Here is a 13,410-nt window from a genome sequence, read left to right as displayed (position 1 = left end):
GGAGGACAAACCCCGGGGATGCCTACGCAGGGTCGCCAGAGGTCCCAGTCGATGGCTGGGTTGAGGCGCTCTCCTGACTCGCCCCTGGCTCCCCGGCTGAAGCGGTAGAGCTCTGGAAGAGGGTCAGGAGTCCGGTAAAATCCTCGAACACGTTCCCGAGGGCCAAAACCACCAGGGTGAAGTAGGTCTTCAGGCGGCCGGAGAACGCGTTGATCGTCTGCGGTTCGCCGTTCTTGTGCATCTGCCCCAGCATCGTGTCGCAGATGAAGTTGAAGTCATCCTCTGGGATGCGCGACAGCATGACGCCAACGATCTGGCCGGCGATGGCCACCGACGACGCGGCGCCCAGCTCGGCCTGGGCCAGGCCGCGAATCAGCGGCTCGACACCGTACTTGCCCAGCCGGAACAGCACGGCGCGCTGCTTTTCAGCGCTGGGCATGCCGAAGGTGTAGGTCACACCCTCGTGCTCGATCTTGCGGATGAAGTCCTGGGCCTGGTTCATGCCACTTTCGCCTTGTTGAATTCCATGATGAAGGTGCCGTCATTCAGGCCGGGGCCGCCCCGGGCCATGGACTTGCCACGTGTGAAGATGCCTTCGGAGAACACGGCACCCTCCAAACCGGCGACCGAGGCGTAGGAGCCAGACAGCTCGGTCTTGGCATTCAGCATTGCTTGCAGTGCGGTTGCCTGCGGGCTACCTGGATTCAGGTTTACCGTGACGCGGAGACCAGGATTCTTTCGGTAGAAGCTGACGCCATTTCCGCCAAGGCCGCGAATCAGGTTTCCGTTATCATCGATCCATTCGATGGTGAACGGCGGGTCAGTGCGGCCCCAGTCGTTTATGACGCCGATCCCGGTGATGACGAGAATCGTGTTCTCGACTGACATGTTGTTAAGCGACATATTCCGGGATCTCCTCAGTCGACGTTGACGGTTACGTCTACGGCGTGGATGGCGCCGGCACGGAACAGGCGCATGATGATTGGGGCGGCCAGGCGCTCTGCGCGCTCGGCGTCGGTGAGGTCGAGAATGTCGTCAGCCTTGCTGAGGATCTCGTAGCCATCGCTCAAGACCTCTTCGCCGGTCTCGTCGCTCGTGTACTGTCGAGCGCCAAGGTAGCCGTTATCGATGAAGCGCTGGCCGATCTGCGCAGCAGCATCGATCAGGACCTGCTGACCCTCTGGGGTCTGCTTCAGCTTGGTTGGCACATTGGCCAAGGCGTTGTACAGGTTCACTCGCAGCGAGTTCACGAAGCCGTCCAGGTTGAACACGTCGTCGATGTACTCGCCAAAGCTCGACGTCGACTTCGAGTTGATCACCCGGCCGGCGTCAACCTGGCCGCCGGTCTCGACGACGGTGTAGAACGGGGCACCTTTCTCCTTCATCGCGCTGTAAGCGGTGATGGTCAGGTCTTCTGCTGGGATGCCTGGCAGCTTCTTGAACTCGCCGGTGTTGGTCGAGTTGGCCGCGTTGAAGTTGACGCGGCTGAACACGGCGCCAAGCTCGAAGCCGGCATAGGGGGCGGTGGCGTGGCTGAGCAGGAATGCCCGGCGCGAGCCCTGCAGCTTGGCCTTGCTGACGATGTCAGTGGAAAGGCTCGGATCGCGTACGGCTGCCTGGTTGGTGGTGCCGGCGTAGAACTTGCCAGCAGCATCCCCGGCAACGACCAGGGCCAGGACGTCGGCGTCGTTGGCCCGGATGGTGGTCTCGAACTCGTACCAGTAGAACCAGATGCGCTTATTGATCGCATCATTCATCGACTCGACCGGGCTGTCATCCTCCTGTCGCAGGTAGATGCGCAGGGACTTTGGCTTGGGCACGGCAGAGAACCAGGCCAGGGCCGCCAGATAAACATCGGACGCGATGTTGAAGTCTGCCGCCACCGCCGCAGCGCCTCCGTAGTCCCGGTAGCTGCCCTCGGCAAACGTCGTGTCGGTGGACGAGTCGAAGTCCGCGAAGACCATGCCAGCGCCAAAGTTGGCAGTGCCCAGGCCGGCCGCACGGATGTTCGTGACAATGTTGATGATGTTCTCAGCCGGATAAGGCATTTACTTCCCCTTGCGCGATGGCGCCAGATTGTTCGGTTTGAACCTCGAAGCCGACGCGGTAGATCCGATTGATTCGGTCTTCAGCCACGGATTCGCCGTAGAGGTACAGGGTGACCTGGGAGCGCTCTTCCATTGCTGCTTGGTAGAGGCCGGTCAGGTTGTTGATCGGTGATATGCGGGACCAGCCCAACTTGGCGCGGCGTAGGATGCTCTTGATCGGCTCCCGCTTGTTCGCCTCGCACAGGGTCATGGCCATGCCCATGGCGCCGGCACGGTAGATGTTGATGCTGAACCCGATGGTGAACTGGGTGGCCACCCGCTCGATGATGTCCTCGAAGCGCGGGTCATCGGTGGCTGGAACGTTGCGTTGCGTCTTGAGTGCCTGGCCGAACTGGGCCGGGCTGTCGATTCGCACCGCAGCGTAGGTGCCAGTGGGCGCTGATGTGCCCGGGTCACCGACGATCACCTTGTTGGCCGGCAGGCCGGTGGCCGCGACCACCACCTGGCACACGACCTTCGTGAGGGCGATGGTGTCAACCATTGGCGTACCCCTGTAGCTTCTCGATTTCGGCCGGGTCCAGCTTGGCGATCACCGCGCGGCAGAAGTTGTGCCAGGGGCGGTAATCGGTGGCCATGGCCTTCCACCAGGTGGCGGGCTGGCCTGGCGTCTCGGCGAATACCAGGATGTCGGCCAGATTTCCGGGAGTGGAAACCTCGATCCCTTTGCCGTCGTTTCTGTGAATGACCCGGATGTCGTTGATCCGCTCGGCGCCGATCTGAAGGAACTCGATTTCCTTGTCGCTGGCCGGCTGGACGTTGGCGTCGAACGTGTCGAGCAACGTCATGGTCAGCTTCGGTTCAAAGTCGATGATCTCGCTGCTGTAGCGCATCCGCTGCACGCCACGATGCGACACGAAGGGGCCGCTGACGTGCCCGCGCATGTTCAGGCCCATCAGATGCCCTCCTCAAGAGGATCGGTGCTGTCGTCGATGACGTAGCGGATCGACTGGCGAAGTGTTCCTTCGTCAATAAGTGGGTTGTCCGAACCTTTCTTTGCTATGGTCGACCGGGCGTTTGGCGGGGTCTTGATCTCATCTATCTTCAGCTTCACATGCCCCTCTGCTAGGTCGCCCAGCTGAACCAGCAGGGTGCGCATCTCCATCTCACCGGAGAGCACGCGCGGCAGCATTATTTCAGCCAGGCGCCGGTACATGGGCGCTCCATCCTCGATTGCAGGCTGGAGGAATGGGCGTGCCGGGATGCGTCCGTCAGCACTGCCGAAGTTGTTCACGGCGGCGATAGTGGCGATGGTCAGGCCGTCCTCGTAGGAGCCAGATCCCTCAGGTACGCCGACCAGCACGCGCTGTTCGCGCTCCAACCGCTTGGCCAGGTCCTTCATTGCCTGCTCGACCTGCTGCCGGCCGATGAGACTTACGGTGGGCCGGATCATACGCAGATCGCTCCCATGCCAGCCCGCTGCCGCAGGTGCAGGTACTCGAGGCCGTATGGGGTGAGCGCAAGAGCCGCCTCCCAGGCCGTCAGCGATGCATTCGCGCCTGGGACGGCGTAGGACACCGACTCATCGCGAACGCTCTTGCTGGCCACTGCGTATGGCGTAGTTGCGCTACCATCGGCGCCGGTCGCGGCAGTGGTGGCCGCATTCCAGGTCAGGTAGTGGGCCGCCAACGCGAACCATCCGCGCTGCAGTAGCGAATAGGGGTCATAGAGGCCCCAGTTACCGCAGGTGCCGAATTCGCCCTTGGCGATGTTCAGCGCCTTGGTGATCTTGGCGTCTGACCACTTGGCCGGGTCGGCGAACTCTTCGTAGAACTCGCGGAATTCAGCGACCATCTCTGGCGTCACTGGGATGTTCAGTTCGGCCATGGCGGGTCACTCCTCGGTGGGCGGCTCGGGCTCGGGCGATGGGCCAACCTTGATCCAGCCGGCCCGGTAGAAATTCGTCGACTTCAGGCGCTCAGCCTCTCGGTCGTCGAAGTGCTCGATCGCCTCGCCCGGCGCCAACGAGAGGTCGGCAAGGTCGATGCGATGCGAGCTGATATTCGTGATGGAAGCCATCAGGGTCTCCAGTCATAGGCCCCAGTGAAGGGGCCGAGACACTGGGTTACTTCTTGCCGGCCAGCTTGGCCTGGGCGTCTTTCAGCTCACCTTCCAGCTTGCTGGCACGCGCCGACTCCTGGGTGAGGCGATCTTCCAGCGCCTTGATCTGCTCGGGATGCCCCTTGGTGGCGGCTTCCAGATCGGCCAGCTTGGCCTGGGCGGCGAACAGGTCAGCCTTGAGCTGGGTGTTCTCCTCGGTCAGCACCTGCAGGTCGCCGTTGGCGTCGTCAGGCTGCTCAGGAGCGCCGGCCACCAGCAGACCGTGCTGCTCCCAGAACGAGCCCTTGGCCAGTTCGAACTGATCTTCGGTGGTCTGCCCGCCTGGCTGCACAGAACTGCCATCCGAGAGGACGACAGGGTTGGCGCTGACGTTGGTGTAGATCTTCTTCGAAGACATGGTGACCCCCTTAGATGCCGTCGACGTACAAGTGGGATTTGGGCACGCGCAATTCAGTGCCTGCGATCCGCACCAGGCCTGCCGACTCGAACTGCAGGCCGCCAGCACTTACCACTGGCGCATTCAGCATGAATGGCATTGGCATGTGGAATTTCGCGTACTTGGCGTCCTTGGTGTAGAACATCATCCGGTCGGTACCGCCAGCGCCTGCGCCTGCCAATTGGAGGATCGGCTCGAAGGTGAGCTTGGTCACGCGCTCCAGGTAGCTCAGCAGCGTGTCCGACGTGTTCGGGATGCGGTAGCTCTCGATCTGGCCGTGCTGAATCGCCGGGAGCAGGACATGCGTTGGGCGGAAGACGTTTCGGGTCTGCGTGATACTGACGCGAAGGCGCCCGTTGTTGAACAGGTTCAGCAGATCCTGAGATACCTTGTTGGGGTCATCCTGAGCGATGATCTGCGCGATAGTCTTATCCGGACCGCCGAGCAAGGTCCCGGACGACACAACAGGAACGTCTGGGTACTTGATCAGGCCGCCCTGTGCGAGGGAAGGCACCGATGGATCGCCAGCGAACGCTGTGGAGTCGAGCCACTGCTCGGTCAGCATGCGCACGCCGGCTGGCTTCTCTGCCAGGTAGTTGATGGATGCCCCGTAGCCTTGGGCGCGCTCCATTTCCATTGCCTTACCCAGTTCGGCCAGTGTGTAGCTGTAGCCGAGCGAGAAGGTGTGCACATCGACAGCGCCCATTGCCGAAGCAATTTCTGCCAGCGGATAGTCTTTCGACTTGTCGCCCAGGATCTGCGGCTTACCGCGGAAGTCGAGGGTTTTGAAGCCGACGCTTTCGGTCCAGTCCGGCGCCGAGGTATCGACAGCCAGGATGGTGGGGTACTTGATCTCGGGGTACGGCTGACGCAGTACCTCTTGCTCGATGTAGGTCAGCTGGCCAGTGTAAAAGCCGAGCGCGGCCTGAATCTGGGCATCCATTGTGGTGCGAGCCATACTCGATTCTCCTTAAGCCACCAGAGTTGCGAGCGCTTGGCCGCGAACTTGGATAACGGTCATGCCGCCAGCGGCAGCGGTTCTCTTGAAGGTCGCGCCCGGCCACAGGAGGTTGCCTGCGGTAGCCGCGTTGGTGAACTCGCCGGTGTTCGGCACGATGTACACCTGCTGATTCGGAGTCGATCCGCCGAGGGTCTTCACCCAGATACGGCCGTACGCCAGTGCTGTGGACTCCTGGCCCACCGGGCGAGAGCCGACCACGTTGCCGTTGGCGTTCCCGTCGCCGGTCAGGTAGCCACCGCCAACAGCGATGGACTGACGCACGGACACACCGATGATGAACGCAGCTGCTGCAGCAGGGAGGCGGCCGCCCTTGTCAGCCACGCCCTGGATCAGGGCTCGGCCGAATGGAACGGGAGCGGTCTCGACGACGTAGGTGATCTCGTCATCCATCGAGTGGTCTTGAATCTGCCCCTCGAAGGCTTCGCTGGCGTACTGGTTGAAAGTGTCAAATGCAGTGGCCATTACTTTTCACCCCGCAGGAACTTGTTGTAGGCGTCGGAGCCGTCGGTGGTCAGCTTCGGACGGTTCTTCATGTCATTGGCCAGGCCGGCGAGGCTGTCCTTGGTCGCCTGGGACTCGTCGTCATCCTCGTCCGTGGTTTCCTTGGCATCCTCTTCGGCGGAGTCGAACGCGGCGCTGATGTAGGCCTCGGACTTGCCGGCCCAGTCGCGGGTTGGCTTCAGCTGGGCGAGCGCGGCGCGCTTGATTTCCAGCGGGGATACCAGGCCCTTGCTGTCGAAGTTCTTCACGATCTTCGAGGCGGAGGCAATGGTGTCGAGGGTGAGCTTGACGCGCTCGCCGATGGCAGCGTCGGAGGTCGATTTCTTCGCCTCGTCAGCCTTTTCTTCGGCTTCGTCTTTGGCCGCTTCGGCCTTGTCTGCGCGCTCGTTGGCCTCGTCCAGGGTTTTCATGAGGCTTGCCACGGCGTCTTCGACTACCGTTGCGGTCTCTTCGTCGAGGATGACGGAGCGGCTTTTCTTGGAGTCTAGGAAGACTTTCCGGGTCGCCATTGGGGGGATACCTTTCGGTTTGTGGTCAAAAATGCGGGCGACCTTGCCGGCCCGCGCTGCGTCTACAACCGCCATGTGGTTGTTCTTGATGGTTCGCTGGGTGTACTCGTACGCTTTGCCGTCCGGGGCGGTGCCGGCCTCTTCGACGTACTCGGCGGTGTACCCAGGCGACAGCTCAGCCTTGCCCGACTCGATGTCGTCGATGGCTGACTGGTCCTTGATGATCATGTCGACGATCAGGTGATCGCCTTCACGCTCAACACCTCGCACATGGCCGACCGAGACATCCTTGAAGGTGGTGGAGTCGACCAGGTCGTCCGGGTGGTCGTTGGTCACGTCTTTGTCGACGTAGGTGGCCATCGACTCTGGGTCGAATAGCTCCTCGGCGGGCTTGTAGACGTTGACGATGCGAGCCGGGCCTGGCAGGTCCAGCTCAGTCGAAACGTACTGGTAAACCCCCGTGCGAGCCGCAATGCCCTTGACGCAGAGGTAACCCTCAGGCGTGCGAGTGCGCGACGTCGGCGTGAAGGCCGCGTCGATGGTCATTTTGTTCATGTGCTACCCGTTCTTGTCGGGGAAGTAGTTCACGCCGGGTATCAGGGATATCCCTACGCACCGGCAGAGCGGGTGGTGCTTGCCAGGGTGCAGGTTGGTCACGCCGCGCCAAGTGGCCCCTTCGGAGACCTTGTACACGCCAGGGCCGTAGCCGATGTCCTGCTTGGCGATGCCGTAGCAGCTGATCTTGGCGTTGGGGTACTTGCCACTGGGGTCGCCTGAGACGCGCTGGTCCTTGGCTGTCTCGACGCGGTAGAACTCGATGCCGGCAGCTGTCTGCCGCTGGCGGGTGAGATCGCTGTTGAGCTGCGACACCTGGTCCCGGGCGATGAGCTTGGCCCGCCTGGCGCTGACGCCGGTCTGCTCTTGAATCTGCTTGGCGATGGCCGTGGGAGCGAGGCCGCTCTTCATGCCGCCCAGCACGATCGTCTCCACCCGCTGGAAGTACTCGGCGGGAATGGACTTGATCAGGTTGACGTTCTCGGCGGTGGAGGCTTCGAGGTAGTCGACCATGCCCTTGGGCTTGGTGATCAGTTCGAAGTCCACGCCGACAGCCCGGTTGACCGACTTGCGAAAATCCTCGGCGTTGTCGGCTTCGGCCCGACTGATGGTGCCTGCTGCTACCCGCCGGGCCTGCTGGTCGAACAGGTTGGTGGTGAACGTCGACGACACCCGGCGAATCACCGCGAGGATGTCATCTGTCCAGCCGTCCAGGGTGGCCACGCTGTCTGCCGTGTACTGAGGCTTCAAGCGGGCCAGCTCAGGGCCGAGGACAGCGTACAGCTGCTGCGACATGAGCCTTACCAGGGCATTCAGCTGCCCCCGATAGAAGCGCTCGGCGTCCTGGCTTGGCTGTACCGGGTCAGGCTCCCGGGGCTTTCTCTTTCTCCCCAGCAGGGTCTTGTTTGTCGCCGTCAGGACCTCAAAGGCCGAAGGCGTCGAGGTCTTCTTCGGTGCCAAGGCCACTGTCTTCGTCCTTCTCGCGCTGCTCTTGGGCGGCGATCTGCTCGTCGGTGATGGCGTAGCGGCCCTTCGACTGAGCCCGGCGCATGGCGTGGCTCTGCCTGATGACACCGCTTTCGATGTTGAGCTGGTCGGCCTGGGCGTCTGCCAGATCCTCCTGAGCCTCTTCCACGCTCGACTTCTGGTAGAGCGGATTCCACTCGAACTCGATGTCTTCGGGGTAGGTGCCCAGCGCAGAACGGATCAGCACTTCGTCCAGGCGCTCCAAGTCGCGGCGCATCTGGCCGTCTTGCTTGCCCTTGATGGTGCCGTGGTAGGTCTTGAGGTCGCCGTCACCGGTGGAGTTGAGCCCAGCGGCAGACTGCCCCCAGAGCTCGGTAACCGGCATCTCGGCGGCGCCTGCAGTCCATACCATGAATTGCTCCATGATCTGGCTGAGGCCGGAGAACGCGATGCTCTTGCGGTCGTAGACCTCGTTGTCCTGATCCAGCAGGCCCAGGTTGATGATGCCCTTGAGCATGCCGAACAAGCGGTAGCGCTCGGTGATCTGGTCACACTGGGCACTGGCCAAGGCGCCTTGAAGGCCCTTCACGCTGATCGTGTCGACGTTGGCCTCAAGCACCAAGGAAGCGATACCACCCTTGGTGGCCACGACGTCGCGCAGGTCTTCCATGCAGCGGCGAAGGCGGCTGTCACCCCAGCCCTGTTCAAACTGAGCCATGCGACGCGGCAGGCGGGCGCCAGTGCGGCGGATGACATGCGAGTAGTGGATGGGCTGCTGGCCGTTCACGACCGTGTACACCTCGGGCAGCATCCAGTTGGGCGCTAGAGGGTCGGTGAAGTTTAAATGGCTCGGCTGGATGTCCCAGCGGTCGAAGACAACGATGTTCTTCAGGCCGCCCTTCTTCACCTTGTTCAGGTCGAGAGGCTTGCTCAGGTCCTGGCCGGTGATCATCAGCATGGCCGCGCCGCCGTATAGGTCAGCCCAGCAGCATGCGTCCAGGTACTTCTGCTGCACACCCAGGCGGCGCTCCTCGGCAGCGATCTGCTTCGCGTCCTTGCCCGAGAAGGTACGCCACTCGCGCAGGGCATCTTCGTTGGGCTTGTCCACGATGCGCCGGGCCAGCCAATTGGACTGATAGGCCGCTTCGAGCTCATACGGTGTGACGAACTGGAACCCGAACTGGTTGTGCGTGCGCTTGTCCCGGTTGGTGCCGATGTTGGCCACCAGGTTGGAAAGGCTGTCAGTGGTGACAATCCCGCCAGATGGCACTTGAATTCGCGGTTTTGATGTGGTCACAGGTTTTACTCCGCGCCACGAAATGGCACTTCATGATTTTGTGGCGCCGATCACTCCGCAGACTTGCAGCGGTCGCAATCCAGATGGCGGCAGATCCAGCGCTTCACGCGCGGCCAGTAGGTCAGCATGAACATGTGCCGCATGCCGGCAAGAGCCAGCGCGACCATCAGCGTGGCCCAGGCGGTGTTGGCGGTGAAGAACAACCGCTCCGACCGGGCGAGCACTGCATACCCACTGATGGCGATGACCGCATACAGGACCTTTCCGATAACGCCGTCCCGCACTCTGCCGCTAAGCACACACCAGGTTGCCCAGATGGCGATGAGGCCGGCGGCAATGGCGTTGATGTATTCGTATGTCATGAGCTTGGCCCTCCGAACTTGGACCTGATCACAGACCAGAGATCGGCGGCTTTGATCGCTCGGGTTACGGCGGCAATGAGAGAGCCACCGAACGTACCAAGAAGGAAACCGACGCCCGCAACGCTGCGAGGCTCGGTGATACCGAAGTAGTTGCTGACCATGCCAGTGAGGTAGTGGGCGCAGGCCATGCCGGTGAGTAGGAACAGGATCCAGGCCTTTCGGTCTGTCAGGTCGTCCTTGTGCCAGCGGGTAGCGACTAAGGCCCCCAATAGGCCCGCAATAGCCCAATCAAGTTTGTCGAGCATGCGGTGAAAAAAATCCATGCCCGACCTCTCGCTGTGCATGTTTGGAATGCCAGGCCGTGACCTGACTTCAGAATGGGTGCAGATGGCGAACCTTTCAGATCGCTGTCGTGGCGCTTCCCTCCAGTCCCCACGCTGACTGTTACCCCTGCGCGTCTCCGCCGGGCTTTGATCATCTGCATATGCGTGGGTCTTTCCCCACCTGTCCGCCATAGGCTTCCCTGTCGCCGACACCCTGCCGCATCGGTCTCGTCAGATCCGCCTCAAGCCACCCGCGAAGCATGTGAGGTACGGGCTCTTGGGCTGCCGGTGTTTTGCTGCATCGCGGCACTACCGGCTTATCCGCGTCCAGTTATCCCTTTCGGGCCACACTGGAAGTGGGTCCCAGCTCACCCATCGGGCAACAAAAAACCCGGCGCGAGGGCCGGGTTCATGTGGGTGTTTGCCGAAGGCAAAATTATCAGGATGGCGAAATCATGCCATCAGCCGCACGGGAACGCAATAGGGCCTCAAGCGGCCCTTCGCATTTCGTAAATTGCAGCTGCTACCGGGCTCAAGGCCTGCTTGTCCAAATCCTCGCAGCATTCGAACGCCAAGCTGACGAAACCGCCCCAGTCGCGCTCCCAGTTCGACGATTCGAGATGAACCCCGTAGTGGCCGTCGAGCCATGCCCGGAAGCCTTCCGGCGATGCCAGCGGGTCATCATTGGCCGACTGGCCGCCCTGGTGCATGTACCGGTACCGGGCCATAACTCCCTTCACCACGTATTCCAGCTTCTCGCGCTTGGCTGCGGTCATTCGTGGCGATCGCTGCTGGACCATCGTGAACACGGCCTCCTCCGCATCCTCCTGAGTGTCAGCGTCGAGACGGGGCGCGTACATGAAATTCCCGAATGCCTTGATGCTCCGAGGAAGACGCCCGATAGCAACCTGAATGCCACCGGCCAAAGCCTGATGCACAGCATGGCTCGCCTTCCGTTGTTTCTCCGTGGTCTGCACCATGGCACCCAGAAGGCCAAGCTGCTCGATGAATGCGCCCTGACTGTCCCAGGCGGTATACAGGCAGTCGTGCCATGCCTGACGTGCACTGTTCAGCTGCATGGGCCGCCCTCCTCGCGCTTGCGCTTGGCCTTGATGACTGCTCCGCGCGCGAGCGCATACCCGCCGAAAATAACCATGGCCAGGATCAGCAGCTGACCGCTGTCTGTTGGCGTCCAGTTCATGCTGCTGCCCTCCGTAGGTCTTTGAGTTTTTGCCTGTACAGTGCCTTGATGGCCTGCAGGTCCTCGATGGTCAGGCGCTGGGGCTTATGAGGCCCTTCGAGCCAGTCCACCTGGTCGGCGCCGATGCGCTTCACCAACCGGATGCGGTACTCGACTGCGTTACCCGACAGGTTCCGGTTGCACTTCACGCACTGCCGGTGGACGTTCAGCGGCTCAAACCGCAACTCAGGGCAGGCGCCCACCGACCGGTAGTGGCCGGCGTCCCAGCGACTGCCGGTGATGAGGTCGTTGTCGCTCGGCAGTGAGTCGCAGCTGATGCACGGCAGGCCGGCGTCGCGCTCGCGGATGTAGGCGTTGAACGCGGTCTGCGCTTCGGCCATGTGCTCGCGGCGGGTCTTCAGCTTCTCCCGGCGCTCCTGCAGGTCCTGGCGGGCCTGCTTGGTGATGGCCTTGGCCGCGATCTTCTGCAGCTTCGGGTCCTTGGCCATGGCCTTGGCACAAGCGATGCTGCACACCTTCTGTGTGGTCATGGTCGGTTTGAAGGGCTTGCCGCAGCCTGGCGCCTTGCACTTCTTCGGCTTGATCTCTTTGGCAAGCATCAGTACTCATCCCCCGCAAAGTAGCCGACCAGGAAGGTGGCGAAGGCCAGCAAGAAGACCACTGCGCCATGAGGCACAGAGGTCTGGGTGTAAGCGGTCAATGCGACCACCAGGACAAGCCCGGCAATGAGCTTGAATACTTTGGTCGTGCTCATGCCGCCACCTCCCCAAGCAAGTCGCTGAACACCACGCCCCGGGCAGAGAAGTCCGCCACCACCCGCTCGGTGTAGGCGATGCCCTGGGCGCGATTGAAGAGGCTGGTCACCGGCATGCCATCCGGGCCGAACAGCTTGCAGTCGCCCATCATGTCCAGCTTCTCCTCGTAGGAAAGGTGGCGCATGACGCGGTACCAGGCCGCCTGGAAGTCCTGATCCTCGTTCAGCAGGATCTGCACGCCGTGGTGCAGCTTGCAGTACTTGCGGGCCTCCGATGCGTCACCGATCTGGGTCATCTCGGAGATGCGCTTGTAGAGCGCAAACCACAACGCGTTCTGGTCCAGGGTGCGGTCCTTGCCTGGGCGCATGCTGACCACGACGAACTTCTTGTCGCGGAACATGCGGTTGAGCATGGTGACAGCCTCGGAAAGCTTGACCTGAGAGTTGACGGAGATTTTTTCAGCCATGGCGCTTGCCCTCCTCGATCTTCATGCACTCGAATGTGCGCTTGCCGACGTAGAACTTGCCCAGGCGCTCGCACTCAGTGGCGACTGCGTGGTGCGCCCAGATCCAGCCAATAGCGATGCCAACCATCAGTGCGAACAGGAAGTCGAAATTATCCATGGCTAGCCACCTTCAGGCCGACGGCCTCGATGGCTTCGCACACTTCTTCCGGCCACATGTATTCTTCGCGATCCGCACAGGAATGCGGATATGCCCGAACGGTGCCCGGAAGCTCTACTACCAAACATTCACGAGAGGCCTGCCAGGCCCACCACGCGCACAGGGTTTCCAGCGCCACGTAGTCACCAGCGGCGCGACTGGTGCCGTTAGCGAAGCGCAGTGCCTGATGGGTACGGGCAAGAGACAGGCCTTGGTTTTTTGCTGCGGCCTCGAACTGCTCACGCATCTTGTTGGTGTCCATCAGTGCTTCTCCTCACCAGCCACGCGTCCGGCCATCACTTCGTCAAAGGTGCGGAACCCGATAACGCTGATATCCCAGTACGGGGAGGAGATGACCTGTCCGTAGTCGTCGGTTTCGCCTGGGTCATAGTCCGCAACCATCAGGTAGTCGCCTTCGCCGCTGGTGCAATGACGCGCCTCCCCTATGTCCTCATCGGTCTTCAGTTGGCTCTCGATTTCCTGTAGGCGCTCAATGCTCACTTTGCCGCGAACGCCGTAGATGCCGTTTTCCTCACAACCAATGCCGAAGAAGACGGAGTACTCGACGATGATCCTTGGCTTGTCACTGGGCCAGTTCGCGGTCTCTTCCTTCACGAGTTCGTCCCACTTGCGCTTCATTTCCTGATATCGAGGAT

The 13,410-nt window shown here is 61.7% G+C and carries 24 protein-coding genes; all 24 read right to left on the bottom strand.

Annotation, left to right across the window (positions count from 1 at the left end; translation table 11 throughout):
* Positions 1-22 precede the first annotated feature (22 nt).
* Positions 23-502 (bottom strand): phage tail assembly chaperone, encoded by a 480-nt coding sequence (locus EGJ22_RS11295; protein WP_064314375.1) that lies wholly within the window; start codon positions 500-502, stop codon positions 23-25.
* The gene (locus tag EGJ22_RS11290; protein WP_064314376.1) at positions 499-903 is read right to left on the bottom strand and encodes a hypothetical protein; all 405 of its coding nucleotides are present in this window, start codon (positions 901-903) and stop codon (positions 499-501) included. The genes EGJ22_RS11295 and EGJ22_RS11290 overlap by 4 nt, the downstream gene beginning before the upstream one ends.
* A gap of 14 nt (positions 904-917) precedes the next feature.
* On the bottom strand, positions 918-2,048 hold the full coding sequence (locus tag EGJ22_RS11285; protein ID WP_064314377.1) for a DUF3383 family protein: 1,131 nt from the start codon (positions 2,046-2,048) through the stop codon (positions 918-920).
* A complete protein-coding gene (locus EGJ22_RS11280) occupies positions 2,032-2,589 on the bottom strand; it encodes a hypothetical protein (RefSeq protein WP_115293805.1) in 558 nt (185 codons plus the stop codon). Before EGJ22_RS11280 ends, EGJ22_RS11285 begins: the two co-directional genes overlap by 17 nt.
* Positions 2,582-3,001 (bottom strand): hypothetical protein, encoded by a 420-nt coding sequence (locus EGJ22_RS11275; protein WP_125920263.1) that lies wholly within the window; start codon positions 2,999-3,001, stop codon positions 2,582-2,584. The genes EGJ22_RS11280 and EGJ22_RS11275 overlap by 8 nt, the downstream gene beginning before the upstream one ends.
* Positions 3,001-3,498 (bottom strand): hypothetical protein, encoded by a 498-nt coding sequence (locus tag EGJ22_RS11270; protein WP_125920262.1) that lies wholly within the window; start codon positions 3,496-3,498, stop codon positions 3,001-3,003. The genes EGJ22_RS11275 and EGJ22_RS11270 overlap by 1 nt, the downstream gene beginning before the upstream one ends.
* A complete protein-coding gene (locus EGJ22_RS11265; RefSeq protein WP_125920261.1) occupies positions 3,495-3,932 on the bottom strand; it encodes a DUF4054 domain-containing protein in 438 nt (145 codons plus the stop codon). Before EGJ22_RS11265 ends, EGJ22_RS11270 begins: the two co-directional genes overlap by 4 nt.
* A gap of 6 nt (positions 3,933-3,938) precedes the next feature.
* The gene (locus EGJ22_RS11260) at positions 3,939-4,124 is read right to left on the bottom strand and encodes a hypothetical protein (RefSeq protein ID WP_125920260.1); all 186 of its coding nucleotides are present in this window, start codon (positions 4,122-4,124) and stop codon (positions 3,939-3,941) included.
* A gap of 46 nt (positions 4,125-4,170) precedes the next feature.
* Positions 4,171-4,563 carry a hypothetical protein gene (locus EGJ22_RS11255; protein WP_125920259.1) on the bottom strand — a complete coding sequence of 131 codons (393 nt, stop codon included), beginning with the start codon at positions 4,561-4,563 and terminating at the stop codon, positions 4,171-4,173.
* Between the two features lie 10 nt (positions 4,564-4,573).
* Entirely contained in the window at positions 4,574-5,560 is a 987-nt protein-coding gene (locus tag EGJ22_RS11250) for a major capsid family protein (protein WP_125920258.1), read from the bottom strand.
* Between the two features lie 12 nt (positions 5,561-5,572).
* Positions 5,573-6,085 (bottom strand): hypothetical protein, encoded by a 513-nt coding sequence (locus EGJ22_RS11245; RefSeq protein ID WP_064314384.1) that lies wholly within the window; start codon positions 6,083-6,085, stop codon positions 5,573-5,575.
* Positions 6,085-7,188 (bottom strand): DUF2213 domain-containing protein, encoded by a 1,104-nt coding sequence (locus tag EGJ22_RS11240; RefSeq protein ID WP_125920257.1) that lies wholly within the window; start codon positions 7,186-7,188, stop codon positions 6,085-6,087. The genes EGJ22_RS11245 and EGJ22_RS11240 overlap by 1 nt, the downstream gene beginning before the upstream one ends.
* 3 nt (positions 7,189-7,191) lie before the next feature.
* Entirely contained in the window at positions 7,192-7,983 is a 792-nt protein-coding gene (locus tag EGJ22_RS11235) for a phage head morphogenesis protein (protein ID WP_125920256.1), read from the bottom strand.
* Between the two features lie 127 nt (positions 7,984-8,110).
* The gene (locus EGJ22_RS11230) at positions 8,111-9,451 is read right to left on the bottom strand and encodes a DUF1073 domain-containing protein (protein ID WP_158619528.1); all 1,341 of its coding nucleotides are present in this window, start codon (positions 9,449-9,451) and stop codon (positions 8,111-8,113) included.
* 50 nt (positions 9,452-9,501) lie between these two features.
* Positions 9,502-9,813, bottom strand: a complete 312-nt coding sequence (locus EGJ22_RS11225) for a hypothetical protein (protein WP_125920254.1) — start codon at positions 9,811-9,813, stop codon at positions 9,502-9,504.
* Complete coding sequence (locus tag EGJ22_RS11220; RefSeq protein ID WP_125920253.1) at positions 9,810-10,136, bottom strand: MFS transporter; 327 nt, start codon at positions 10,134-10,136, stop codon at positions 9,810-9,812. The genes EGJ22_RS11225 and EGJ22_RS11220 overlap by 4 nt, the downstream gene beginning before the upstream one ends.
* A gap of 488 nt (positions 10,137-10,624) precedes the next feature.
* Positions 10,625-11,215, bottom strand: coding sequence for a hypothetical protein (locus tag EGJ22_RS11215; protein ID WP_125920252.1), 591 nt, complete (start codon positions 11,213-11,215; stop codon positions 10,625-10,627).
* Positions 11,206-11,337 (bottom strand): hypothetical protein, encoded by a 132-nt coding sequence (locus EGJ22_RS26520; protein WP_256671856.1) that lies wholly within the window; start codon positions 11,335-11,337, stop codon positions 11,206-11,208. The genes EGJ22_RS11215 and EGJ22_RS26520 overlap by 10 nt, the downstream gene beginning before the upstream one ends.
* Complete coding sequence (locus EGJ22_RS11210) at positions 11,334-11,936, bottom strand: recombination protein NinG (protein WP_177432063.1); 603 nt, start codon at positions 11,934-11,936, stop codon at positions 11,334-11,336. Before EGJ22_RS11210 ends, EGJ22_RS26520 begins: the two co-directional genes overlap by 4 nt.
* Positions 11,936-12,091 (bottom strand): hypothetical protein, encoded by a 156-nt coding sequence (locus EGJ22_RS25970; RefSeq protein ID WP_155273745.1) that lies wholly within the window; start codon positions 12,089-12,091, stop codon positions 11,936-11,938. Before EGJ22_RS25970 ends, EGJ22_RS11210 begins: the two co-directional genes overlap by 1 nt.
* Positions 12,088-12,558, bottom strand: coding sequence for a hypothetical protein (locus EGJ22_RS11205; RefSeq protein ID WP_029886021.1), 471 nt, complete (start codon positions 12,556-12,558; stop codon positions 12,088-12,090). Before EGJ22_RS11205 ends, EGJ22_RS25970 begins: the two co-directional genes overlap by 4 nt.
* Positions 12,551-12,715: a hypothetical protein gene (locus EGJ22_RS26130; RefSeq protein WP_177432062.1), complete on the bottom strand. Its 165-nt coding sequence runs from the start codon at positions 12,713-12,715 to the stop codon at positions 12,551-12,553. The genes EGJ22_RS11205 and EGJ22_RS26130 overlap by 8 nt, the downstream gene beginning before the upstream one ends.
* On the bottom strand, positions 12,708-13,016 hold the full coding sequence (locus EGJ22_RS11200; RefSeq protein WP_029886022.1) for a hypothetical protein: 309 nt from the start codon (positions 13,014-13,016) through the stop codon (positions 12,708-12,710). The genes EGJ22_RS26130 and EGJ22_RS11200 overlap by 8 nt, the downstream gene beginning before the upstream one ends.
* Positions 13,016-13,393 (bottom strand): hypothetical protein, encoded by a 378-nt coding sequence (locus EGJ22_RS11195; RefSeq protein WP_029886023.1) that lies wholly within the window; start codon positions 13,391-13,393, stop codon positions 13,016-13,018. The genes EGJ22_RS11200 and EGJ22_RS11195 overlap by 1 nt, the downstream gene beginning before the upstream one ends.
* Positions 13,394-13,410 lie beyond the last annotated feature (17 nt).

This window comes from Pseudomonas sp. p99-361 (genome assembly GCF_003935475.1).
GTDB classification, from domain to species: Bacteria; Pseudomonadota; Gammaproteobacteria; order Pseudomonadales; family Pseudomonadaceae; genus Aquipseudomonas; species Aquipseudomonas juntendi.
Note: the sequence above shows the minus strand (reverse complement) of the source record. Positions and strands in the feature narration are given on the sequence as shown.